Below are 22,434 nucleotides of genomic sequence, written 5' to 3'. Positions count from 1 at the left end.
ACCGGGGACCGACACGCATGTTCGGCAAAGTCCTGATCGCCAACCGCGGTGAGATCGCCTGCCGCGTGATCCGCACCTGCCGCCGGCTCGGCATCGCCACGGTGGCGGTCTGTTCCGAGGCCGACCGCAACGCCGCCCATGTCGAAATGGCCGACGAGGCGGTGCTGCTCGGGCCCGCGCCGGCGCGCGACAGCTACCTCAAGGCGGATCTGATCCTGAAGGCGGCCCGCGACACCGGCGCCCAGGCGATCCACCCGGGTTATGGCTTCCTGTCCGAAAACGACGCCTTCGCCGAGGCCTGCGCCGCGGCCGGCGTGGTGTTCATCGGCCCGCCCGCCGATGCCATCCGGGCGATGGGATCGAAGAGCGCCGCCAAGCGGATCATGGAAAAGGCCGGCGTGCCGCTGGTGCCCGGCTATCACGGCGAGGATCAGGATCCGGAGCTGCTGCTGTCGGAAGCCCGCCGGATCGGCTGGCCGGTGCTGATCAAGGCCACCGCCGGCGGCGGCGGCAAGGGCATGCGCGCGGTGCATTCCGAGGCGGAGTTCCCCGCGGCCCTGGCCGGTGCCAAGCGCGAGGCGGCGGCGAGCTTCGGCGACGACCGGGTGCTGATCGAAAAATATCTGGTGACGCCGCGCCATATCGAGATCCAGGTCTTCGCCGATCAGAGCGGCCAGGCGGTCTATCTGTTCGAGCGCGACTGTTCGATCCAGCGCCGCCATCAGAAGGTGGTGGAAGAGGCCCCGGCGCCGGGCATGGACGAGGCGACCCGCCGCGCCATGGGCGAGGCGGCGGTAAAGGCGGCCCAGGCGATCGGCTATGTCGGTGCCGGCACGGTGGAGTTCATCGTCGACGCCTCGCCCGAGGGCAAGGGCGCCTTCTATTTCATGGAGATGAACACCCGCCTGCAGGTCGAGCATCCGGTGACCGAGGCGATCACCGGCCAGGATCTCGTCGACTGGCAGCTGCAGGTGGCCGATGGCCGGCCGCTGCCGCTGGCCCAGGACGAGCTGACCATCAATGGCCATGCGATCGAGGTCCGGCTCTATGCCGAGGATCCCGACGGCGACTTCCTGCCGGCGACCGGCCGGCTGGCCCATCTGGTGCCGCCCATGGGGCCGGGGGTCCGGGTCGACAGCGGTGTCCGTGCCGGCGACGAGGTGTCGATCCATTACGACCCGATGATCGCCAAGCTGATCGTGCACGGCGCCGACCGGGACGAGGCGATCCGGCGGCTGCAGGCGGCGCTGGCCGATTACGAGGTGGCGGGCCTGAAGACCAATCTCGCCTTCCTGCGCCGGGTGGCGGCCCATCCGGCCTTCGCCGCCGCGGAACTCGACACCCGCTTCATCGAGCGGCACCGCACCGATCTGCTGCCCGGGCCGGTGCCGGTCTCGGACCGGGTGCTGGCGACGGCGGCGCTTCACCGGCTGCTGGTGCTGGCCGGCGCGACGGCGGAACGGGCGGCGGCATCCAGCGATCCGCACAGCCCCTGGGCGATCGCCGATGGCTGGCGGATGAACGCGGTCAGCCATGTCGATGACCATTTCCGCGACGGCGAACGCGAAATCGCGGTGCGGGTGCATTTCCATGCCGCCGGCTATGGCGTGTCGGTGGGCGAGGGGCCGGAACGGCCGGTCCGCGCCACGATCGAGGCCGACGGCCGGATGATCGTCGATCTGGACGGCCATCGCTTCACCGCCCGGGTCGCCGAGGTCGGGACCCGGGTGCATGTCTGGGCGGCGGGGGAGCATGCCGCGATCGACCGCTTCGATCCCTTCGCCTTCACGGGCGACGAGGGCGCGGGCGGCGGCCGGCTGGTGGCGCCGATGCCGGGCAAGGTGGTGCAGGTGCTGACCGAGGCGGGGGCCGCGGTCACCAAGGGCACGCCGCTGATCGTGCTGGAGGCGATGAAGATGGAACACACCATCGCCGCCCCGGTCGACGGAACGGTCGAGGCGGTCCATTATGCCGCGGGCGACCTGGTCGAGGACGGGGCGGAGCTGATCGCCTTCGCCCCCGCCGAGGCCAAGGCGTGAGGAAATTCCAGACGGAGGACGAGATCATGGCCCTGCCTTCCGAGGTCCGGATCGTCGAGGTCGGCGCACGCGACGGCCTGCAGAACGAGAAGGAGGTCGTGCCCACGGCCGTGAAGATCGAGCTGATCGAGCGTCTGGCCGCGGCCGGCCTGCCGGCGGGGGAGGCGACCGCCTTCGTCAGCCCGAAATGGGTGCCGCAGATGGCCGATCATGCCGAGGTGATGCGCGGCCTGACCCGGCGCCCGGGCACCCGCTACCCCGTGCTGACCCCCAATCTGAAGGGGCTCGAGTCCGCATTGGAGGTGGGGGCCGACGAGGTCGCGGTGTTCGGCGCCGCATCGGAAGCCTTCAGCAAGCGCAACATCAACTGCACCATCGCCGAAAGCCTTGAGCGCTTCCGCCCGGTGGTGGAGCGGGCCCGCGAGGCCGGCGCCCAGGTGCGCGGCTATGTGTCCTGCGTGCTCGGCTGCCCCTATGAGGGCGAGATCGACCCGGCGAAGGTGGCCGAGGTGTCGAAGGCGCTCTACGAGATGGGCTGCTACGAGGTCTCGCTGGGCGACACGATCGGCACCGGCACCGCCGGCAAGGTGAAGACGCTGATCGACACCGTTTCGGCCGTGGTGCCGCGCGACCGGCTGGCGGTGCATTTCCACGACACCTATGGCCAGGCCCTGGCCAATATCCTGGCGGCGCTGGAAGAAGGCATCGCCGTGGTCGATGCCTCGGTCGCGGGGCTCGGCGGCTGCCCCTATGCCAAGGGGGCGACCGGCAATGTCGCGACCGAGGACGTGCTCTATATGCTGAACGGCATGGGTATCCGTACCGGCATCGATTTCGATGCGGTGCTGCAGGCCGGCTGGTTCATCTCGGACCAGCTGGGCCGGCCGCCGGCAGGGCGGGTGTCGCGCGCCCTGCGCGCGAAATGCGAGGCGGCCTGACCGGCCGTGTCCGCCGCTCCACGCAGAATGCCGGGCCCGATATCAGCCGCCCTGCCGCCGATCGTCTCGGCGGCAGGGCTTCTGCTTGCCGTGATCGCCCCCTGGATTTTCGGGGATGTGGCCCCCGCCTGGCAGGCGGGCGGGCTCGCCCTCGCCATGCTGGTGCTGGTGGCGACCGCGGCCGCACCCGAGGCCTATGCCGCGATCCTGTTCTTCGCCGGGGCCGCCATCCTGGGGGTGGCGCCACCCGACACGGTGTTTTCGGGCTTCCATTCCGGCGCCTTCTGGCTGGTGCTCTCGGGCCTCGTTTTCGGGGCGGCGGCGCGCCATGCGGGGCTGGCCGACCGTCTGGCCCGCCAGGCGGCGGGCGTGTTCGGCACGTCTTACGCGGCGCTGATCGCCGGCCTGGTGGCGGCGGGCGTGCTCCTCGCCTTTCTGGTGCCGGCCGCGGTGGGGCGGGGGGCGCTGCTGGTGCCGATCGCGCTGGCCCTGGCCGAGCGCGCGGGCTATGACGCCGGCCATCCCGGCCGCACCGGGCTGGTAATGGCGGCGGCGCTGGGCACCTTCTTTCCGCCCTTCGGCATTCTGCCGGCCAATGTGCCGAACATGATCCTGACCGGTGCGGCGGAAACGCTCTACGACCATCATTTCAGCTATGGCGGCTGGCTGGCGCTGCATTTCCCGGTGCTGGGCATCCTGAAGGCGGTGCTGCTGGTGGTGCTGCTGGTGCGGCTGTTTCCCGCCCCGCCGCCGCGGGAGGCCGGCGCGATGGCGCCGGGTGCGGCGGCCGATCCGCGGGCGCTGGGCCGGCTGGCGCTGATCCTGGGCGCGACGCTGGCGCTTTGGGCGACCGACTGGCTGCACGGGCTGAAGCCGGCCTGGGTCGGGCTTTCGGCCGCGGCCCTGATCCTGACCCCCGGCCTGCGCCTGGTGCCGGCGGATTTCATCCGCACCGGCCTGCCGGTCGGCACGCTGATCTTCATCGCCGCCATGCTGTCGCTGGGGGCCGTGATCTCGGCCGCGGGGCTGGGGGATGCCATGGGCGGGGTGATGATCGATCTCGCCGGCTTCGAGCCCGGGGCCGATGCGCTCAACGTCTACAAGCTGGGGCTGATCTCGACCGTGGTCGGGCTGCTGGGCTCTCTGCACGGCACGCCTGCGATCCTGACACCGCTGGCCGCCCGGCTGGCGGAGGCGACCGGGCTGTCGCTCGACACGGTGCTGATGACCCAGGCGCTGGGCTTTTCCACCGCCCTGCTGCCCTATCAGTCGCCGCCGGTGATCGTGGCGCTTGGCCTGTCGGGCATCGGCCAGGGCCCGGCGGCGCGGGCGATGATCGCGCTCGGGCTGGCGGCGATGCTGCTGCTCTGGCCGCTTGATCTCGTATGGTGGACTGTTCTGGGCCGGATCTGACGGAGACCGGTCTCCGGCTGCAGAATGAACGCGCCCAGCCCCTTGGCGGGGGCGATAGCCGTGGTATGCTTCAATCGTAATGCGACATTGTTTACGATCGGAAGCAACTGATGGTGTCGTCGGATCCTCGAAGACCCGGTCATGGCGTGCGACCGGCCGCCGAAGTCTACGAGCAGGCCATGGCCGGCGCGGATTTCCCGCTGTTCGAGAGCATCGGCTATCTGGTGCGCGACGCCCATCGGGCCTATCTGCGTGCCATGCAGATGCGGGTGGCGGATACCGAAGTCACCATGGGCATGTGGTTCTTTCTGCGCATCCTGTGGCAGGAAGAGGGGATCACCCAGCGCGACCTCAGCCGGCGCATCCGGATGATGGAGCCGACGACGGTGACGGCGCTCAGGCTGATGGAGCGCCGCGGCCTGGTGCGCCGCGAGCGCGACGTGCATGACCGCCGCCGCAGCCTGGTCTATCTGACCGATCGCGGCCGGGCGCTGCGCCACGAATTGCTGCCCTGTGCCGCCGAAACCAATATTGCCGCCATCGACGGCCTGGCCAGCTGCGAGATCGATGCCCTGCGCGAGCTGCTGGTGCGGGTGATCGCCAATCTGGATCGCGACATCGCCGAACGCGGCGCCGACCCCGAGGCGGTCGAGGACGAGATCGCCGATCGCGGGAGCTGAGCGCCCCCCAATCCCCCTGTCACGGCAGGTAATTTTATTACCCATTCTTCCGGACGCTTTCGAAGGGAAAATGACGCCGAATTGGCGGCCGGCAACTTTCCCTCTATTTCAGACGGGCATGCGGAGGGCGATTGAAAGCCTTGCGACGCGGTGACAGATTGACTCCCAACAGCAACAGAATTCGCTTCGGCGAAGACAGTCGGCCATCTTGGGAAGATGGCCGGAGGGGAGAAAACATGTCCGTATTTTCTTGTGCCGCGTTCGACGGTCACGAGCAGGTGGTCTTTGGCCATGATCCCGAAACCGGGCTGAAGGCGATCGTGGCCCTCCATTCCACCGTGCTGGGCCCCGGTGTCGGCGGCTGCCGGATGTGGGCCTACCCCGACGAGGCCGCCGCCGTGACCGATGTGCTGCGGCTTGCCCGCGGCATGACCTATAAGAACGCCATGGCGGGGCTGGATTTCGGCGGGGCCAAGGCCGTCATTCTGGGCGATGCCCGCCGCGACAAGACGCCGGCGATGATGCGCGCCTTCGGCCGTTTCGTCGAAAGCCTGGCCGGCCGCTACATCACGGCCGAGGATGTCGGCATCGGCACCGAGGACATGGCCCATGTGCGGCGCGAAACCGGCCATGTTCTGGGCCTGGCCGAAACCAGCGGCGACCCGTCGCCCTTCACGGCCCTGGGCGTGTTTCTGGGCATCCGCGCGGCCCTGGCCCATGCCCGCGGCAGCGACGAGCTGACCGGCGTGACCGTGGCGGTTCAGGGGCTTGGCCATGTGGGGGCGGATCTGGCCCGGCGGCTGCACGAGGCCGGTGCCCGGCTGGTGGTGGCCGATATTCACCGCGATGCCACCGACCGCGTGGCGGCCGCCACCGGCGCCCGCGTCGTCGACCCGGCGGTGATCCATGCCGAGCCGGTCGATGTCTATGCCCCCTGCGCGCTGGGCGCGGTGCTGAACGACCGCACCATCCCCGAGATCAAGGCCGGCATCGTCGCCGGTGCCGCCAACAACCAGCTGGCGGAACCGCGCCATGCCCGGATGCTGGCCGATCGGGGCGTGCTTTATGCCCCCGATTACGTGATCAATGCCGGCGGCGTGATCAACATCGCGGTCGAGCACGGGCCGGCGGGCTATGACGTGGCGCGGGCCACGGCTCTGGTTCAGGGCATCGGCGACACCATGTCGCGGATCTTCGCCGAGGCGGCCAGAACCGGCCGTACCACCGCCGAAGTGGCGGATGCCATGGCCGAGGCGCGCATCCGGGCGGTGGCCGCGAAGAAGAAGGCGGCCGACGCGGCCTGACCGGGCGCCCTGGGCGGCGGGACGATCGGCCGCGGGGGCAAACTCGCGGTCGCAATCGTCACGCATTCCGGCGAGGATGGTGCAAAGCAACAAGCCAAGCGTCCGTCCACACGAGGCCCGGAAACCGACCGTTCCCATGCTCAGGATCGCCAACCGACCGTTCGAGGATATCCGCACCGGCGACAGCGCCTGCCTGGTTCACGAGGCAGGCCAGCCGCTTGCCGACCGGCTGGGCGAGATCGCCCGCGAGATCGACCCCGCCCATATCGACCCGGCCCTCGCGGCCGATGCCGGCTTTCGCGGCGCCGCCGCCTTCGCCGCCCTGCCGGGGCTGATGATCGACCTGCTGATCGCGGCCGAACTGCCCGGCCCCGGTGCCGAAATCCTGGGCTCGCGGCTGGACCGCACCGGCCAGGTGGCGGCCGGTGACCGGCTGACCGCAAAGCTGGTGGTCCGCACGCTGGGCGCCGATCGCCGCCTGACCCTGGATGCGACCGTGGTCGCGGCCGATGGCCGGCTGGTCGCCACCGGCTCGGCCGAGGTTCGTGCCGCGGAGATCCGTGTCGACCGGCCCTTCGTCGTAACCCCGCAGGCGACCGTCGCCGCCGAGGCGGCGGCGCCCGAAAACCGGCCGGTCTATCGCCGCCTGCTGGCGGCCACCGCCGAGCTGCCGCCGATCGCGACCGCCGTGGTTCATCCGGTCGATGCCAATTCGATCGAGGGCGCGCTGGATGCGGCGGCGGCCGGGCTGATCCAGCCGATCCTGATCGGCCCCGAGGCCAAGATCCGGGCGGCGGCAGAGGCCGCCGGACGCAGCCTGTCGGGCATCCGCATCGTCGACCAGCCGCACAGCCATGCCGCCGCCGAACGGGCGGTGGCGCTGGTGCGCGAGGGCGAGGCGGCGGCGATCATGAAGGGCGCGCTGCACACCGACGAGGTGATGGCCGCCGCCGTCGACAAGGTGACGGGTCTGCGCACCGGCCGGCGGATGAGCCATGTCTTCGCGCTGGACGTGCCGGCCTATCCCAAGCCGCTTTTCGTGACCGATGCGGCGATCAACATCTATCCGGATCTTACCGCCAAGCGCGACATCGTCCAGAACGCCATCGATCTGGTCCGGGCGCTGGGGACCGACCGGCCGAAGGTCGCGATCCTGTCGGCGGTAGAGACGGTCTATCCGGCCATCGCCTCGACGCTGGAAGCGGCGGCGCTGTGCAAGATGGCCGATCGCGGCCAGATCACCGGCGGCCTGCTCGACGGCCCGCTCGCCTTCGACAATGCGGTCTCGAAAGCCGCGGCCCGGGCCAAGGGCATCATGTCCGAGGTGGCAGGCGATGCCGACATTCTGGTCACCCCGGATCTGGAAGCCGGCAATATGGTCGCCAAGCAGCTGATCCACCTGGCCGGCGCCGAGGCCGCAGGCCTGGTGCTGGGCGCGCGCGTGCCCATCATGCTGACCAGCCGTGCCGACGGCCCGGCCGCCCGCCTCGCCTCGGCGGCGCTGGCGCAGATCTTCGTCCATCGTGGGGCCCGGCCATGACCGAACAGCTGATCATCACCGTGAATGCCGGCTCGTCGAGCCTGAAATTCGGCGTCGTCCGCCTGTCGGACATGGAGGAGATCGGCCGGGCCGAGGTCGAATCCATCGGCACGCTGAGGGGGCCGTCGGCCAAGGGGCGCGGCGCGCATCTGGAGGAGATCGGCCAGCCGCCGGAAGGTCTGGCCGATCATGCCGGACTGACGGCCTGGGCGCTGGACCGGATCGCGGCGGTCGTCCACAACCTGGGCGAGGTGGCGGCGGTGGGGCATCGCGTGGTCCATGGCGGCGCCCGCTTCGATGCGCCGGTGGTGGTGGATGATGCGGTGATCACGGCGCTGGAAGGCTTCGTGGCGCTGGCGCCCAATCACCAGCCGCACAATCTGTCGGGCATCGCCGCCACCCGGAAGCTGTGGCCGGATCTGCCGCAGGTTGCCTGTTTCGACACCGCCTTTCACCGCAGCCAGCCCCGGATCGCCCAGACCATGCCGATCCCGCGGGAGCTGAGCGACGAGGGCGTGCTGCGCTATGGCTTCCACGGCCTGTCTTACGCCCATATCGCCCATGTGCTGCCGGATCATGCCGGCCCGCGGGCCGACGGGCGGGTGATCGTGGCGCATCTGGGCCATGGCGCCAGCCTTTGCGGCATGCTCGCCCGGCGGTCGGTGGCGACCACCATGGGCTTTACAGCGCTCGACGGGCTGATGATGGGCAAGCGGTCGGGGGCGATCGACCCCGGCGTGGTGCTGCATCTGATCCGCGACCGGGGCATGACGGCGGCCGAGGTCGACCGGCTGCTGAATGCCCGCTCGGGTCTGCTCGGCGTGTCGGGTGTCTCTGATGACATGCGCGTGCTGGAGACCTCCCCGGATCCGAAGGCCGAAGAGGCGATGGCCCTGTTCGCCTATCGTGCCGGTCGCGAGGCGGGTTCGGTGGCGGTGGCGATCGGCGGGCTGGACGTGCTGGTGTTCACCGCCGGCATCGGACGGTATTCGGCCGCCATGCGGGCGCGCATCGCCGCCCATCTGGGCTTTCTGGGCGTGAAGCTCGATCCGGCGGCCAATGCCGCCCACGGCCCGGTGATTTCGGCCGCCGACAGCCCGGTGCTGGTTCTGGCGCTCGACACCGATGAAGAGGCGGTGATCGCGCGCGAAACGGCGCGGCTGATCTTCGGATAGGGGCGGGCTTCGGATCGAGGAGGGGGCGGGGTGCTGCTGCGGATTGCACCTCTTCCCCCACACGCGCTAGGATGGGATCCGGGACACGACCAGACGTGCCGTCGGCAACGACCGGAACACCAGACGAGGCAAGGCCCGACCTCGGCGGCACGCCATCCGCACCAGCGACGACCGATCCCCCTCACGCCGGAGACTGCGGCCCGACATGCCGGGCAGGACCGGCCCCGCCTGTTTATGCGGGCCGCCCCCGGTCATGATCGCCCTGCCAGCATCCCGGCGCTCCGGAGCGGAGACGCCCTCATGTCCGAGATGTTCATGCATCCGGGTGCCCCGCCGCACCCCTCCTGCCACCTGCCGGCCCCCGACCAGCCGGCCCGGCTGTGGCTTGCCGTCTGGCCGTCGGCGGCCGACGGCATCAGCGAGCCCCGCGATGCCGGCCTCGCCATCGCCGAGGCCGCCCGCATTCTGGCCCGCGACACCCAGGTCGCCATGCTGGCCCGCGCCGGCGATCTTGCCGACGCCTCGATGCGCTGCGGCGCCGGGGTGGGGGTATCGTCCTGGGAAGGCAGCCTGGCCTGCTTTGCCGATCGCCGCCCGTCGATGGGGCGGACGGCCGATGGCGCGCCCTGCGCGGTGGAATGGCCGGTCGACCGCAGCCACCACCATGACGATTGCGACGTGGCCGGCCGCCTGCTGGCGCTGGCCGGCGACGGGACGGTGGGCCGCATCCTGCTCGACATCGACGGTCGTGCCGGCATGGTCGCGGCCGATGGCGGCGGGGTGCTGGTTGCAAGCGAGGTGCTGGTCGGCGGGCGAGAGGCCGACCGCGAGGCCATGGCCGTGCATCTGGCCGCAACCTTCGGCGCGACCCGCGTGGTCTGGGTGCCGGGCGGATTTTCGGGCGACGAGCGGCCCGGCAATCTGGACGGCGTGGTCCGTTTTCTGGCGCCGGGGGTGGTCGCCGTTGCGGTGGCACCCGAAGGCGATCCGGATCATGCCGCCTTGGCCGAGATCCGGCGTCGGCTGGAGGTGGTGACCCTGGCCGACGGCATGCCGATGAGCGTGGTGCCGGTGCCCCTGCCGAAGCGCCGGCCGCGGGACGAGGCCGGGCGGCTGCTGCCGGCGAGCTATCTGAGCCTGCTGCGCGATGGCCGCCGGCTGGTGGTGCCGGGCTTCGAAGACGGCAATGATGCGGCGGCGCTGAAGGCCCTGTCCAGGGCCCTGCCCACCGCGGCGATCGAGCAGGTGCCCTGCCCGGCGCTGGCCCCCTTCGGCGGCTTCGCCCGCCTGGCTGTGGCCCTGCCGCAACCCGCCCCGATGCCCGAGGCCGAGGATGCCGGCCTGATCGAGGCCGCCCCGGCCGACGACCTCCGCTAGGCGGAGGTCGCGGGCGCGAGGCGAGGGCGGCGGGGGGGGGGCCGGGTGATCAGAACTTCAGGCGCGCCTGAAGGCTGACGATATCGATGCTGCTTTCCACATCGGCGCGGACATTGACCTGGCCGGTGCCGCCGATGCCCGGCTCGATCAGGTCGATCCGGGTGTCGTCGACGAAGATGTGGGCATAGGCCATGTCGATGCCGATCCAGTCCGAGACTTCCCAGCTGGCACCGGCCGCCACCCACAGCCGGTCGGCATCGGGGGTGCGGGTGGTGCGGTATTCATCGACCGTCGGCGTCTGGTCCCACTGCACGCCGCCGCGCAGCGTCCAGGCCGGATCCAGCCGGTATTCGGCACCGAGGCTGACACCCCAGCTGTCTTCGTAATTCTGGGTCTTCACCGAATCCGGCAGGCCGTTGGAGAACTGCACCCGGATCTCGTCGAACCGGCTCCATTCGTAGAAGTTGACCTGGCCGAGCAGGGTGAGCCGGTCGGTGACATCCACCGCCACCGCCGCCGAGGCGACGGCCGGCAGGTTGAGCGCCGCCTGGCCGTCGGTGCGGAAATTGGCCGCAGCCAGCGGGCCGGTCAGATCGGTGAGCGAGGCCGTGCCCTTCAGGTCGTGGGAAATGGCCGAGCGGTAATGCAGGCCGATCCGCGCCTGGGGCACCGGGGTGAAGATCACACCCAGATTGTAGCCCACGCTCCAGTCATCGCCCTCGACGCGGGCATGGCCGTCGGTCGCAGGGCTGGGCCCGCCCGGGGCGAGGCCGTTGGCGACCGCGTTTTCGAGCGTCGCCTCGGCATACTGGATGTCGAGGCCGCCGCCCACCGACAGCCAGTCGCTGGCCTTGAAGGCGATGCTGGGGGCGATGTCGATGGTCTTGAGTTCGGTCTTGGTCGAATCGTATCGGCCGAACCAGCCATCGCCATAGTCGGCGACCAGGCCAAAGGGGGCCGAGATGCCCACACCCAGCCAGACCCGGTTGTCGTCGTCCACCGGCATGGCGGCATAGAAATTCGGCACGGGCGTGGTGTCGAAGGGGTCGCCATTGGCGCCGCCATAGCGCACCGCGGCACCGCCGGTGCCGAGGGTGGTGGCGGTGGAGCCGGCATCGGTCAGATCCGCCTTCAGGATCAGCACATGGCCGCCCAGCTGAACCTGGCGACCGTCGAGCCGGGTCATGCCCGCCGGGTTGGTGAAGATGGTGGAGGCGTCGGAACCGAGGGCGGCCTCGCCGGCAAAGGCGCGGCCGACGCCCTTGACGCTCTGTTCCTGAATGAAGAAGCCGGCAGCCCCGGCAGGGCCGGCGGCGAGCAGGGCCGCCGCAAGCGCGGGCAGGCCGAGAAGGGTCGGCAGGCTGGCCGCGGCGGCGCGGCCCGGATGACGTCTGGGCGGACGGGCGTGCATCGGACGTTTCCCCATTGAGATTCTTTTGATCCGGAAAGATTCTCTTTCAGGATGTGTCTTAGGTATCTAAAGCGGGTGTACGACCCGGATCTAATTCCCTCGGACCACTCGATGGTTAAGTAACGTTTACGTTAACGTCAATTGCAGAAAGCGCCCTTCGTCGATCATGGGGGGAATTATGTCCAGGATTGGAAACCTGCTGTTGCGAAATCGCCACGGCGCCGCAGCCTTGTCACAAGGGCTTCGGTTGCGGCGAGAGGCCGGCGCCGGATAGGCTGAACGGATCATATGCCCCGGATTTCAGACGCCGCAGACGGAGTTCCGACATGACCGACGGCCTGCTGACGGTTGCCGCCCTGCAGATGGCGGTCGCCGACGACCGTGACCGGAACCTCGACCGGGTCGAGGAGATGATCCGCACCGCCGCCGCGGCCGGCGCCCGGCTGGTGCTGCCGCAGGAACTGTTCGAGCTGCCCTATTTCTGCAAAGACCAGGACCCGGCCTGGTTCGATGCCGCACGCCCCTATGAGGGCAATCCCGCGATCGCCCGGCTGTCGGCCCTGGCGGCGGAACTGGGGGTGGTGATCCCGGTCAGCTTCTTCGAACGCGCCGGCCAGGCCTTCTTCAACAGCCTGGCGATGATCGATGCCGACGGCCGGGTGCTGGGCCTCTACCGCAAGAGCCATATCCCCGACGGGCCGGGCTATCAGGAGAAATTCTATTTCTCGCCCGGCGACACCGGTTTCAGGGTGTTCGACACGAAGCTGGGGCGGATCGGCGCCGCGATCTGCTGGGACCAGTGGTTTCCCGAAGCGGCGCGGGCGATGGCGCTGGCCGGGGCCGAACTGCTGCTGTATCCGACGGCGATCGGATCCGAGCCCCAGGCCCCGGACTGGGACAGCCGCGACCATTGGCGGCGGGTGATGCAGGGCCATGCCGGCGCCAATATCGTGCCGGTCATCGCCGCCAACCGGGTGGGGACCGAGGCCGGCCGCGATGCCACGCTCACCTTCTATGGATCCAGCTTCGTGGCCGACCCGACCGGCGCGATCCTGGCCGAGGCCGGGCGCAGCGGCGATGCGGTGGTGACCGCAGAGCTGGATCTGGCGATGGCGCGCCGGCTGAGAGCCTCGTGGGGGCTGTTCCGCGATCGCCGTCCGGATCTTTACGGCGCGGTTGCAACACTGGACGGCGGGATCCGCCGCTGAGAGAAGCCGCCCGCGCGGGCGGGCCTTCCGGGCGGGTTCCGCCCGTGGCACACTCTTGCGCCCGCGGCGCCGGCGGCCTGCGCCCCGCAGACGTCTTCCCGACCGCAGATCCCGGAGCTTTCGCCCATGCCTCTGCCCAGCCGTTCCGCCGCCGCCCGTCGAGCCGTGATGTCGCGTCTGGTCGTGATGCCGCGCCTGATCGCAGCCGGAGGGCGGTTCCGGATCGGGCAAGGGATCCTGGGATGCGTGGTTGCGGCCGGCACCGCCCTGGCCCTGATGCCCGCGGCCCTGGCGGCCCCGCATTCGGTGCCGCACCGCGCGCATTACGCGATGAGCCTGCTGAAAGCCCAGGCCGATGCCGCGATCGCCGGCGTTGCGGGCGATATGGCGGTGATCTTCGACCGGTCCTGTGACGGCTGGTCGGTGCTGCAGGCCAGCCGGATGGAGATCGATTTCGACGAGGCGGAACCGGTGGTGTCGGACATCCTGTTCGATTCCGAGGAGTCCGACGATGGCACAAGGTTTCGGTTTCGTTACGAAGAGCGAGAAAACGGCGAGAGCGTCGAACTGGCCATCGCCCATCTCGATCGCACGTCACCGGATCGTCCTTCGAAACTTCGTTTCGCCAATCCGCCGGGCGTGACCGAGAGCGTGCCGGCCGGCGCCCTGCTGCCCACCGCCCATACCGAGCGGCTGCTTCAGGCGGCGGAGGCCGGGGAAGCCTTCATCCGCGCCGAGGTCCTGACCGGATCGGGCCAGGACAGCCTGTCTTTCGTGAGCGCCCATATCGGCCGGCCGACGGAGATCGCGGCCGACCAGGACTGGCCGTCCCAGGCGGGGGAGGCGGCCGATGCGCTGCGCACGGCGACCGTCATCCCCATGCGGCTTGCCTTCTTCAAGCCCGACGATCGGTCCGAGACGCCGATCTATGAGCTTCTTTACCAGATCCAGCCGAACGGGGTCGTCCGGCGATTTGATATAGATTATGGTGAATTTGCGATATCTGCTCGTCTCGTCTCGGTAGAAAATCGGCCGGCGGCGGAAGAGTGTAACTGACAGAACCCGTTCCCTCAGTGCGTTCCGAACAGAGAGACGCCACGCATGACTGTAATGGTCGAACCCGGCCTCGACCGGATCTGTCCCGACGCCTTCAATCAGATCATTCGTGATGAATTGCCCATGGCCGAGCTGCTCGGCATCCGTGTCGAGCGGATCGACGATGGCAGCGCCCGGGGCCGTCTGCCGGCCACGGTGCAGCTGATCCGCCCCGGCGGCACGTTGAGCGGCCCGGCCCTGGCGACGCTCGCCGACGTCACCTTTTATGCCGCGATCATGGGCCGGCTGGGCCCGGCGCGGATGGCGGTGACCAGCAATCTGAACATCAATTTCCTGCGCCGCCCGGCCATGGTCGACGTGCTGTCCGAAGCACGGCTGATCCGGTGCGGCCGCAGGCTGGCCTATGGCGAGGTGTCGCTTTATTCCGACGGCGACGACGAGCCCGTGGCCCATGCCACGCTGACCTTCGCACTGCCGGGCTGATCCGTCAGCCGGTACCGAATCCGTCAGCCGGGGCCGAATCCGTCAGCCGGGGCCGAAGAGATCCGGGGCGGCGGGATCGCCGTCCCGGTCGCGCACCGGCTGGGCGCCCAGCCCGATCAGCCGGAAGGCGGTATCGCCGGTCGCCTCGGCGGCCAGCAGGTCCTGCGCCGCGGCGATCAGGGGCGCCGATCGATCGGTCGGCGCCTTCAGCCGCCGGCTGCGGGTCAGGGTCTGGAAATCGGCGGTCTTCAGCTTCAGCACCACGCCTTCGGCCACCAGATGGCTGCCGGCCAGACGGGCCGCCACCCGTTCGGCCAGCGGCGGCAACAGTTCGGCCAGGCGGTCGGCGGCGCGTTCGTCGCGGGCCAGCGTGGTTTCGGCCGACACGCTTTTGGCCGGGCGCGAGGGCGTGACCCGCCGCGGGTCGCGCCCCGTGGCAAAACCTGCGATCTGGGCGCCGATCCGGCCATAGCGGCGGGCCAGCGCCTGCGGCCCCAGCGATTGCAGCTGGCCGATCCGGGTGATGCCGTCGGTGGCAAGCCGGCGTTCGAAAGCCGGGCCCACCCCCCACAGCATGCGCACCGGCTTCTCGGCCAGGAAGGCGGCGGCTTCGGCCGCGCCGATCACCGCAAAGCCGCGCGGCTTGTCCAGTTCCGAGGCCAGCTTGGCCAGAAACTTGTTGGGGCCGAGCCCGACCGAGACCGTGACCCCCACCTCGCGCTCCACCCGCCGGGCCAGGGCGGCCAGGCGCTGGGCGGGGCTGGCCCGGCTGTCGGGCGCCCCCGCCTCCGGCGCCAGATCCAGATAGGCCTCGTCGATCGACAAGGGCTCGACCAGCGGGGTAAGGGCGCGCATCAGCCGGCGGATCTTCAGCCCTGCTTCGCGATAGCGTGCCATATCGGGCGGCAGCACCACCGCATCCGGGCACAGCTCGCGCGCCTTGAACATCGGCATGGCCGAGCGCACGCCCTTCATCCGGGCCAGATAGCAGCAGGTGGCGACGACACCGCGATGGCCGCCGCCCACGATCACCGGCCGTTGCGCCAGATCGGGCCGGTCGCGCTTTTCGACCGAGGCGTAGAAGGCATCGCAATCGACATGGGCGATGGTCAGCCGGTGCAGTTCGGGATGGATCACGATCCGCGCCGAACCGCAGGCCGGGCAGCGCCGGCTGCCGTCTTCGGCCACGCGGGTGGATCCGCAGTCGCGGCACAGCCACCCCGCGGCGGCGGGGACTGGGGGCGCGGGGACCCGATCTGTGCCGCCGTCATCGGCGGCAGGGGCTGCGGACATGGGCTGTGGCACTCGCCAGGAACGGCCGGATGTTCCGGTCATGTTCCCACGCGGCGGGCGTCGCGTCCAGTGCTGAGCCGCAGCCCGCCGATCCTGCGGTCAGGCGCTGTCCCATAGCCGGGCGGCGCCGCGCACGCCGCTGTCGTCGCCATGGCGCGCAATGCGCACCGGCGTGCGCATCCGGTCGGAAAACAGCCAGGGCGCGACCAGAGGCTGGGGATCCGCCACCAGCGCCGGCACCTGCGACAGCCCGCCACCCAGCACGATCACATCCGGGTCCAGGATGTTGACGATCATGGCCAGCGCCCGGCCGAAGCGGTGGCGCCAGCGCGCCACGGCCGCCAGCGCCCAGGGGGCGCCGTCGCCTTCCGCCGCCAGCACGGCCTCGGCGCTGCGTTCCAGGGCGGCGGCGGCGTCGTCCAGCCCGCGCAGCCGGGCGGCATCGCGGGCAAGCCCCGGGCCCGACAGCAGCGTCTCGATGCAGCCGGTCCGGCCGCAATAGCAGGCGGGGCCCGGCAGTTCCGGCAGGTCGGCGGCCTGCGGCGGCGGGGTTTCGCCGGGGCCCCGGCTCCAGGGCTGGGCCCAGGGCATCGGGGTATGGCCCCATTCGCCGGCGATCGCATCGGCGCCGTCATGCACCCGGCCATCGATGGCGATGCCGCCGCCGATGCCCGTGCCCAGGATGGCGGCAAAGACCAGACGGGCCCCCGCCGCCGCCCCGTCGACGGCTTCCGACACCGCCAGGCAATTCGCATCATTGGCAAGCCGCACGGCCCTGCCGGTGCGTGCCGTGAAATCGCGGTCCAGCGGCCGGCCGTTCAGCCAGGTGGAGTTGGCGTTCTTCACCAGACCCGTTTTGGGGCTGATGGCGCCGGGCATGCCGATGCCCAGCGGCAGGCGCTCCGTCACCCCGGCCGCCTGTTCGGCACGGGTGGCAATTTCGTCGATGGTCCGTATCGTGGCATCATAGTCGCCACGCGGCGTCGGCATGCGCAAATGTGCAAGCGTTCGCCCCGTTGCCCGTTCGATGGCGACTGCCGCGATCTTCGTGCCGCCCAGATCGATGCCGACGAGCACCCGGGACTGCATGCGGGAGCCATCATCTGCGGCAGCCGGGTCCAACATGTGTGGTCGTCCTCCTCGTGCTTGACCGGGCCTGGGGCATGATCGGAAACGGCCCGCCGGGCACGCATGATGTTGCACCGCCTGACGGATGGCCACAAAATGATTGCTGCGGTCATCGGAACCGGGCATCGTGCGCCGGTACGAGGCGAACCGCCGGTCGCGGGCCGTTCGACGTGAGGTCGGGCCGCCGCGGCGGCCGAGGGGACCTCCTGATGGCGCGGGGCGGAATTGGCCATGCCGAAGACGGTTCTGATCGTCGAAGACAACGAACTGAACATGAAGCTGTTCAATGACCTCCTTGAGGCGAACGGCTACGTGACTCTGCAGACCCGTGACGGCATGGAGGCCCTGAAGATCGCACGGGATCAGCATCCCGATCTGATTCTGATGGACATTCAGTTGCCCGAAGTGTCAGGACTGGACGTGACCAAGTGGATCAAGGCCGACGACGATCTCCGCACGATCCCGATCATCGCGGTCACGGCCTTCGCGATGAAGGGCGACGAGGAGAAGATCCTGGATGCCGGCTGTGAGGGCTATATCTCGAAGCCGATCTCGGTGACCCCGTTCCTCGAAACGGTGCGCAAGTTTCTGGATTGAGGGGCGATGCCCGGTCGCGTTCTGGTGGTCGACGATCTCCTGCCCAACCTCAAGCTCTTCGAAGCGAAGCTTGCGGCGGAGTATTACGACGTCGATCTGGCGCAGAACGGCGAGATGGCGCTTGCCCGTGCCCATGCCCATCCCCCGGACATCGTTCTGCTCGACATCATGATGCCGGGCATGGACGGCTACGAGGTCTGCCGCCGGCTGAAGAGCGACCCCGAGACCGCCCATATCCCCGTGGTGATGGTCACGGCCCTCAGCGACAGCGTGGAACGGGTGCGGGCGCTGGAAGCCGGCGCCGATGATTTCCTGACCAAGCCGATCAACGATCTGGCGCTCTTCGCGCGGGTGCGCTCTCTCACCCGGCTCAAGATGATGCTCGACGAGCTGCGCCTGCGCGAGCAGACCATCTCGGATTTCGGGGTCGGCGCCACAGCGCCGCTGCCGCTGGACGAAAGCGGCGACAATGCGCGCGTGCTGGTGGTGGACGACAGCGAGATCGAGCGCGACTTTCTGGCCGACCGGCTGAAGCGCACGCACAGCGTCTCGGCGGTCGGCACGGCGACCGAGGCGCTGGATCTGGCGCGCACCGCCGGTTTCGACCTGATCGTGATCAACCTGCTGATCGAAAGTTTCGATCCGCTGCGCCTGTGCAGCCAGCTGCGGGCGATCGACGAAACCCGCCAGACCCCGATCCTGGTGATCGTGGGGCATGACGATGTCGAGCGCATGGCCAAGGCGCTGGATCTGGGCGTGAACGACTATCTGATGATGCCGCTGGACGTGAACGAGCTGGGCGCGCGGGTGCGCACCCAGGTCCGCCGCAAGCGCTATCAGGACCGGCTGCGGCAGAATTATCAGCGCTCCATTGCCTTGGCCGCCACCGACGGCCTGACGGGGCTGTACAACCGCCGCTATCTGTCGGCGCATCTGCACCGGATGTTCATGCGCGCCGGCAATGACGGCCGCCCGCTGGCGGTGCTGATGCTGGACATCGACCGCTTCAAGCAGCTGAACGACACCTATGGCCACGATGCCGGCGACCGGGTGCTGCAGGCGATCGCCGACCGGATGAGCCGCCATGTCCGTGGCGTCGATCTGGTGGCCCGCTATGGCGGTGAGGAATTTGTGATGGTGCTGCCCGACAGCGACCACCGCTCGGCGCACGAAGTGGCCGAGCGGGTCCGGGCGGTGATCTCGGGCCAGCCGATCGTGATCGACGACGAGGGCACCAAGGTCACCGTCACCGCCAGCCTGGGCGGGGCCCAGCGCATCCCGGCCGACCAGGATGCCGACGACATGCTCCGCCGCGCCGACCAGGCGCTCTATCGGGCCAAGGCCGCCGGGCGCGACTGCTTCATCTTCGACCGGCCCACCTGACCTGCTTCCGGGCCGCCAGGGTGATCCGGATCTGCCGAACGACGTGTCTGCCAAATGAAAAGGCCGCGTACCCGGGTCGGGCATGCGGCCTTTTTCGCGGCGTCGGTCGCCTGAGCGATCCGCATCCTCCCCGAAGGGAGGGCGGGATCACTTGATCTTGGCTTCCTTGAACAGCACGTGCTTGCGCAGCTTCGGGTCGTACTTGCGCAGCTGGAGCTTCTCGGTCTGAGTGCGCGGGTTCTTCTTGGTCACGTAGAAGAAGCCGGTCCCCTCGGAGCTGACCAGCTTGATCTGCACGGTGGCGGGCTTGGCCATCGCTCAATCCTCGTATCGCTATCCGGTTGCCCCGGAGGGCGGCGGCATCAGGGCCACCGGCGCCCCGCCGTCCCCCGGTCTCCCGGGGGCGGGCGACCGGCTGGCGGCCGATCGCGCGGGTGTTCGTTGACGGCGCCGTAACGTCGGCGCCGGACGTAGAGACGTGCACCTTATTCATGGGCGCAGCCTTGTCAAGCGCCGTGTCCGGTTGTGATGATTTCCAAGGGGGCACTGCCCATTTCACCCCGGTGCGGCTAAGCTGCGGGCCGCGTGCGGAGGCGGGCGGCAGACCGGCTGCCCGGACCAGATCGGGGAATGGCGGTGGCATACGAGGTTGATGAAGAGGGGTTCCGGCGGCTGCTGGGGCGGAGGGGCGCCTTCGCGACCCTGTTCGACCTCTGGCGCGACTGGCGGCCGGCTTCAGCGGCCCTGCCACCCCCGTCTGCCGTCGATCCGCAGGCCCTGCGCCGGATCCTGCCCCAGCTGATGCTGCTCGACGTGCTGGCCGCCGATCGCTGGCGGGTGCGCACGGCGGGCGAGCGCCTGCGCGAGATGTTCGATCGGGATCTGACCGGGCGCGAGCTGCCCGACGCGCTGCCGGAAGAGCTGCGCAGCCGCGCCGCCGCCAGCTATGGGCCGTCCACGGCCGAGGGGCTGTGCTGGCTGGCGCTGGCGCTCTATGTCCGGCCCGGCAGCCGGCGCCGGCTGCATTACGCCCGGATGGTGCTGCCGCTGGGCCAGGGCGACGGCAATGGCGCCAGGCCGGTTGTGACCCGGCTGCTGGTCGCCTTCCACTGGCGGGTGGTGCCGCCGCTGTCCCTGCCGCTCTGGGAACTGCTGGAAAGTGCCGAGCTGCCGGCCAGGCGGCGGGATGTCGTCTGCAGGCCGTGCGTGCCGTCCCCGGCCGGCTGAGCCGGGCCGGGGCCTGAAGGTGGCGCGTCGATCAGCGGTCGACGAAGGCCTTCTCGATCACGTATTCGCCGGGGCGGCTGCTGTTGCCCTCGGTGAAGCCGCGGTCCTCGGCCCGTTTCTGCAGGTCGGCGAGCATTTCCGGGCTGCCGCAGATCATGATCCGGTCATGCTCGGGCGTGAATTCCGGCAGGCCGATATCGGTGAACAGCTTGCCGCTGTCGATCAGGTCGGTGATCCGGCCCTGGTTGCGGAACGGCTCTCGGGTCACCGAGGGGTAGTAGATCAGCTGCTCGCGCACCGCATCGCCGAAATACTCGTGCGCCGGCATCTCTTTCGAGATGTAGTCGTGATAGGCCAGCTCGCTGACCTCGCGGCAGGTATGGGTCAGCACCACTTTCTCGAAGCGGTCATAGACGTCGGGATCGCGGATCAGGCTCATGAAGGGGGCAAGGCCGGTGCCGGTCGACAGCATATAGAGCGTGCGACCCGGGCGCAGATTGTCTTTCACCAGCGTGCCGACCGGCTTGGCGCCGACCAGCAGCGCGTCGCCGCGCTTGATGTGCTGAAGCCTGGAGGTCAGCGGGCCGTCCTGCACCTTGATGCTGAGGAATTCCAGCGTCTCTTCATAGTTGGGGCTGGCGACGCTGTAGGCGCGAAGCAGCGGCTTGCCGTTGACCTCGAGCCCGATCATGGTGAACTGGCCGTTTTCGAAGCGGAATGCCGGATCACGCGTCGTCGTGAAGCTGAACAGCCGGTCTGTCCAGTGGTGAACGTCGATCACGCGCTCGGTACGGATGTTGCTCATCGCTCAAGCTTCCAAGGTCTGGCGTGGAGAGGGCCGCATCGCGAAACGAGAAAAACACAAATCCGTTTCGCGTTTTAAGATGGTCGCGCTTCTTCGATTAGTAGTGGTTTCGTCCGGGCATGGCAATCATCGCCTCACCGTCGGGGGCGTATGGACGGCCAGACGGGCCGCGATCGCCCCGGCGATTCCCATGCCCGCGATGACCGCCGCCATCGGCCAGGCCGTGCCGTCGTCGAGCGCGCCGACGATGGCGGCCGAGATGGCGCCGGTGCCGAACTGGATCAGCCCCAGCAGGGCGGCGGCACTGCCGGCCCGGGCGCCGAAGGGGGCCATGGCCACGGCGGTGGCATTGGGGTTGATCAGCCCGTTCATGGCGATGCACAGGAACAGCGGCAGCATGATCGCCACCAGCGCCAGCGCGGTGCCGGGGGTGGAAACGGCACTGATCGCCACCGCCACCAGCACCAACCCCGCCACGGCCTGAACCAGATTGGCCCGGCGCATGATCTGTGCCGGGCTTGTGCGCCGCACCAGCCGGGCATTGAACTGCGAGGCCAGGATCAGGCCGGCGGCATTGGCGCCGAACAGCCAGCCATAGGCGGCCGGCGGCACCTGGTGCAGCTCGATGAAGACGAAGGGCGAGCCCGAGATATAGGCGAACATCGCCCCCATCGCCGCACCGCTGGCGAGCGCCGGGGCGATGAAGCGCCGGTCGATGGCGAAGCGCAGATAGGTGAGGGCGATCTCTCCCGGCCCCTGGCGCCGGCGGCGTTCGGCCGGCAGGCTTTCGGGCAGGAACAGCGCCACCACCACCAGCGCCAGCACGCCCACCCCCGTGAGCAGCCAGAAGATCGCCCGCCAGCCGGCGATTTCCAGCAGCTGGCCGCCGATCAGCGGTGCCAGGATGGGGGCGGCGCCCATCACCAGCATCAGCCGGGCCAGCATCACCGCCGAATGGCGTTCATCGAACAGATCGCGGATCACCGCCCGCGACATCACCATGCCGGCACAGCCGCCCAGCGCCTGCACCAGGCGGAAGGCGATCAGCTGGTCGACATCGGTCGCCAGCGCGCAGCCGATGCTGCCGGCTGCATAGAGCAGACAGCCGGCCAGCAGCGGCCGCCGTCGGCCGAAGCGGTCGGCCGGCGGCCCATAGACCAGCTGGCCACCGGCGATGCCCATAAAGAACAGCGCCAGCGTCGCCTGCACGGCCGCGGCATCCGCCTTCAGATCGGCGCCGATCGCCGGGAAGGCCGGCAGGTACATGTCGATCGACAGGGGCCCGAAGGCCGCAAGCAGCCCCAGGATCAGGGCAAGCTTCAACATGGGCGGCTGGCCGGCACCGGCGGCGGCATGCTCGGGACGGACGGACATGGA

General features: G+C 69.6%; 20 protein-coding genes. 14 read left to right on the top strand and 6 right to left on the bottom strand.

The annotated features are described in order from the left end of the window. The first annotated feature begins 17 nt into the window (after nucleotides 1-17). From CMO28_RS13620 to CMO28_RS13585, 8 genes are all read left to right on the top strand, one after another. Complete coding sequence (locus tag CMO28_RS13620) at nucleotides 18-2,039, top strand: acetyl-CoA carboxylase biotin carboxylase subunit (protein ID WP_296714321.1); 2,022 nt, start codon at nucleotides 18-20, stop codon at nucleotides 2,037-2,039. Nucleotides 2,040-2,065: 26 nt separating this feature from the next. After that, nucleotides 2,066-2,977 carry a hydroxymethylglutaryl-CoA lyase gene (locus CMO28_RS13615; protein ID WP_296714318.1) on the top strand — a complete coding sequence of 304 codons (912 nt, stop codon included), beginning with the start codon at nucleotides 2,066-2,068 and terminating at the stop codon, nucleotides 2,975-2,977. Nucleotides 2,978-3,004: 27 nt separating this feature from the next. Then, entirely contained in the window at nucleotides 3,005-4,390 is a 1,386-nt protein-coding gene (locus CMO28_RS13610) for an SLC13 family permease (protein ID WP_296714313.1), read from the top strand. A gap of 146 nt (nucleotides 4,391-4,536) precedes the next feature. Beyond that, complete coding sequence (locus tag CMO28_RS13605) at nucleotides 4,537-5,070, top strand: MarR family winged helix-turn-helix transcriptional regulator (RefSeq protein ID WP_296714312.1); 534 nt, start codon at nucleotides 4,537-4,539, stop codon at nucleotides 5,068-5,070. A 236-nt stretch (nucleotides 5,071-5,306) separates the two neighbouring features. Further along, nucleotides 5,307-6,374 carry a Glu/Leu/Phe/Val family dehydrogenase gene (locus tag CMO28_RS13600; RefSeq protein ID WP_296714309.1) on the top strand — a complete coding sequence of 356 codons (1,068 nt, stop codon included), beginning with the start codon at nucleotides 5,307-5,309 and terminating at the stop codon, nucleotides 6,372-6,374. 136 nt (nucleotides 6,375-6,510) lie between these two features. Next, nucleotides 6,511-7,914, top strand: coding sequence for a bifunctional enoyl-CoA hydratase/phosphate acetyltransferase (locus CMO28_RS13595; protein WP_296714305.1), 1,404 nt, complete (start codon nucleotides 6,511-6,513; stop codon nucleotides 7,912-7,914). Then, complete coding sequence (locus CMO28_RS13590; protein ID WP_296714302.1) at nucleotides 7,911-9,089, top strand: acetate/propionate family kinase; 1,179 nt, start codon at nucleotides 7,911-7,913, stop codon at nucleotides 9,087-9,089. The genes CMO28_RS13595 and CMO28_RS13590 overlap by 4 nt, the downstream gene beginning before the upstream one ends. A gap of 300 nt (nucleotides 9,090-9,389) precedes the next feature. After that, entirely contained in the window at nucleotides 9,390-10,466 is a 1,077-nt protein-coding gene (locus CMO28_RS13585) for an agmatine deiminase family protein (RefSeq protein WP_296714298.1), read from the top strand. Nucleotides 10,467-10,515: 49 nt separating this feature from the next. On the opposite strand, the gene CMO28_RS13580 is transcribed toward CMO28_RS13585, so the two are convergent. Then, nucleotides 10,516-11,877, bottom strand: coding sequence for an OmpP1/FadL family transporter (locus CMO28_RS13580; protein ID WP_296714296.1), 1,362 nt, complete (start codon nucleotides 11,875-11,877; stop codon nucleotides 10,516-10,518). 326 nt (nucleotides 11,878-12,203) lie between these two features. On the opposite strand from CMO28_RS13580, the gene aguB reads away from it, so the two are divergent. From aguB to CMO28_RS13565, 3 genes are all read left to right on the top strand, one after another. Beyond that, nucleotides 12,204-13,085, top strand: coding sequence for an N-carbamoylputrescine amidase (gene aguB / locus CMO28_RS13575; RefSeq protein WP_062764672.1), 882 nt, complete (start codon nucleotides 12,204-12,206; stop codon nucleotides 13,083-13,085). A 126-nt stretch (nucleotides 13,086-13,211) separates the two neighbouring features. Next, nucleotides 13,212-14,141: a cell envelope integrity EipB family protein gene (locus tag CMO28_RS13570; protein WP_296714293.1), complete on the top strand. Its 930-nt coding sequence runs from the start codon at nucleotides 13,212-13,214 to the stop codon at nucleotides 14,139-14,141. Nucleotides 14,142-14,186: 45 nt separating this feature from the next. Beyond that, nucleotides 14,187-14,624, top strand: a complete 438-nt coding sequence (locus CMO28_RS13565; protein ID WP_296714292.1) for a PaaI family thioesterase — start codon at nucleotides 14,187-14,189, stop codon at nucleotides 14,622-14,624. Between the two features lie 42 nt (nucleotides 14,625-14,666). Here CMO28_RS13565 and CMO28_RS13560 read toward each other — a convergent pair whose 3' ends face one another. Both CMO28_RS13560 and CMO28_RS13555 read right to left on the bottom strand, forming a co-directional pair. Then, nucleotides 14,667-15,839 carry a DNA polymerase IV gene (locus tag CMO28_RS13560; protein ID WP_322111353.1) on the bottom strand — a complete coding sequence of 391 codons (1,173 nt, stop codon included), beginning with the start codon at nucleotides 15,837-15,839 and terminating at the stop codon, nucleotides 14,667-14,669. A 177-nt stretch (nucleotides 15,840-16,016) separates the two neighbouring features. Then, the gene (locus CMO28_RS13555) at nucleotides 16,017-17,042 is read right to left on the bottom strand and encodes an ROK family protein (RefSeq protein WP_296714288.1); all 1,026 of its coding nucleotides are present in this window, start codon (nucleotides 17,040-17,042) and stop codon (nucleotides 16,017-16,019) included. Between the two features lie 234 nt (nucleotides 17,043-17,276). Between CMO28_RS13555 and CMO28_RS13550 the strand changes: the two genes are divergently transcribed. Continuing rightward, nucleotides 17,277-17,642, top strand: coding sequence for a response regulator (locus tag CMO28_RS13550; RefSeq protein WP_014746075.1), 366 nt, complete (start codon nucleotides 17,277-17,279; stop codon nucleotides 17,640-17,642). Nucleotides 17,643-17,648: 6 nt separating this feature from the next. Further along, complete coding sequence (locus tag CMO28_RS13545) at nucleotides 17,649-19,025, top strand: PleD family two-component system response regulator (protein WP_296714284.1); 1,377 nt, start codon at nucleotides 17,649-17,651, stop codon at nucleotides 19,023-19,025. 147 nt (nucleotides 19,026-19,172) lie between these two features. Here CMO28_RS13545 and rpmG read toward each other — a convergent pair whose 3' ends face one another. Further along, on the bottom strand, nucleotides 19,173-19,340 hold the full coding sequence (gene rpmG / locus CMO28_RS13540) for a 50S ribosomal protein L33 (RefSeq protein ID WP_014746073.1): 168 nt from the start codon (nucleotides 19,338-19,340) through the stop codon (nucleotides 19,173-19,175). Between the two features lie 315 nt (nucleotides 19,341-19,655). Between rpmG and CMO28_RS13535 the strand changes: the two genes are divergently transcribed. After that, nucleotides 19,656-20,252, top strand: coding sequence for a PAS domain-containing protein (locus tag CMO28_RS13535; RefSeq protein WP_014746072.1), 597 nt, complete (start codon nucleotides 19,656-19,658; stop codon nucleotides 20,250-20,252). A gap of 31 nt (nucleotides 20,253-20,283) precedes the next feature. Here the strand turns inward: CMO28_RS13535 and CMO28_RS13530 are convergent, their stop codons facing one another. Further along, nucleotides 20,284-21,057, bottom strand: coding sequence for a ferredoxin--NADP reductase (locus CMO28_RS13530; protein ID WP_014746071.1), 774 nt, complete (start codon nucleotides 21,055-21,057; stop codon nucleotides 20,284-20,286). Between the two features lie 126 nt (nucleotides 21,058-21,183). Further along, the gene (locus CMO28_RS13525) at nucleotides 21,184-22,431 is read right to left on the bottom strand and encodes a Bcr/CflA family multidrug efflux MFS transporter (RefSeq protein WP_296714279.1); all 1,248 of its coding nucleotides are present in this window, start codon (nucleotides 22,429-22,431) and stop codon (nucleotides 21,184-21,186) included. Between the last annotated feature and the right edge of the window lie 3 nt (nucleotides 22,432-22,434).

The sequence above is a fragment of the Tistrella sp. genome (assembly GCF_002684955.1).
GTDB classification, from domain to species: Bacteria; Pseudomonadota; Alphaproteobacteria; order Tistrellales; family Tistrellaceae; genus Tistrella; species Tistrella mobilis.
The sequence above is the reverse complement of the archived record's forward strand: the minus strand, read 5'-3'. Positions and strand labels throughout refer to the sequence as shown.

Bases quoted from the DNA above. Each gene is read 5' to 3' on its own strand.
- CMO28_RS13550 (WP_014746075.1), top strand. From the start codon at position 17,277: ATGCCGAAGACGGTTCTGATCGTCGAAGACAACGAACTGAACATGAAG.
- CMO28_RS13595 (WP_296714305.1), top strand. From the start codon at position 6,511: ATGCTCAGGATCGCCAACCGACCGTTCGAGGATATCCGCACCGGCGAC.
- CMO28_RS13535 (WP_014746072.1), top strand. From the start codon at position 19,656: ATGGCGGTGGCATACGAGGTTGATGAAGAGGGGTTCCGGCGGCTGCTG.
- CMO28_RS13620 (WP_296714321.1), top strand. From the start codon at position 18: ATGTTCGGCAAAGTCCTGATCGCCAACCGCGGTGAGATCGCCTGCCGC.
- CMO28_RS13555 (WP_296714288.1), bottom strand. From the start codon at position 17,042: ATGTTGGACCCGGCTGCCGCAGATGATGGCTCCCGCATGCAGTCCCGG.
- CMO28_RS13525 (WP_296714279.1), bottom strand. From the start codon at position 22,431: ATGTCCGTCCGTCCCGAGCATGCCGCCGCCGGTGCCGGCCAGCCGCCC.
- CMO28_RS13600 (WP_296714309.1), top strand. From the start codon at position 5,307: ATGTCCGTATTTTCTTGTGCCGCGTTCGACGGTCACGAGCAGGTGGTC.
- CMO28_RS13585 (WP_296714298.1), top strand. From the start codon at position 9,390: ATGTCCGAGATGTTCATGCATCCGGGTGCCCCGCCGCACCCCTCCTGC.
- CMO28_RS13570 (WP_296714293.1), top strand. From the start codon at position 13,212: ATGCCTCTGCCCAGCCGTTCCGCCGCCGCCCGTCGAGCCGTGATGTCG.
- CMO28_RS13590 (WP_296714302.1), top strand. From the start codon at position 7,911: ATGACCGAACAGCTGATCATCACCGTGAATGCCGGCTCGTCGAGCCTG.
- CMO28_RS13545 (WP_296714284.1), top strand. From the start codon at position 17,649: ATGCCCGGTCGCGTTCTGGTGGTCGACGATCTCCTGCCCAACCTCAAG.
- aguB (WP_062764672.1), top strand. From the start codon at position 12,204: ATGACCGACGGCCTGCTGACGGTTGCCGCCCTGCAGATGGCGGTCGCC.
- CMO28_RS13615 (WP_296714318.1), top strand. From the start codon at position 2,066: ATGGCCCTGCCTTCCGAGGTCCGGATCGTCGAGGTCGGCGCACGCGAC.
- CMO28_RS13580 (WP_296714296.1), bottom strand. From the start codon at position 11,877: ATGCACGCCCGTCCGCCCAGACGTCATCCGGGCCGCGCCGCCGCGGCC.
- rpmG (WP_014746073.1), bottom strand. From the start codon at position 19,340: ATGGCCAAGCCCGCCACCGTGCAGATCAAGCTGGTCAGCTCCGAGGGG.
- CMO28_RS13610 (WP_296714313.1), top strand. From the start codon at position 3,005: ATGCCGGGCCCGATATCAGCCGCCCTGCCGCCGATCGTCTCGGCGGCA.
- CMO28_RS13565 (WP_296714292.1), top strand. From the start codon at position 14,187: ATGACTGTAATGGTCGAACCCGGCCTCGACCGGATCTGTCCCGACGCC.
- CMO28_RS13530 (WP_014746071.1), bottom strand. From the start codon at position 21,057: ATGAGCAACATCCGTACCGAGCGCGTGATCGACGTTCACCACTGGACA.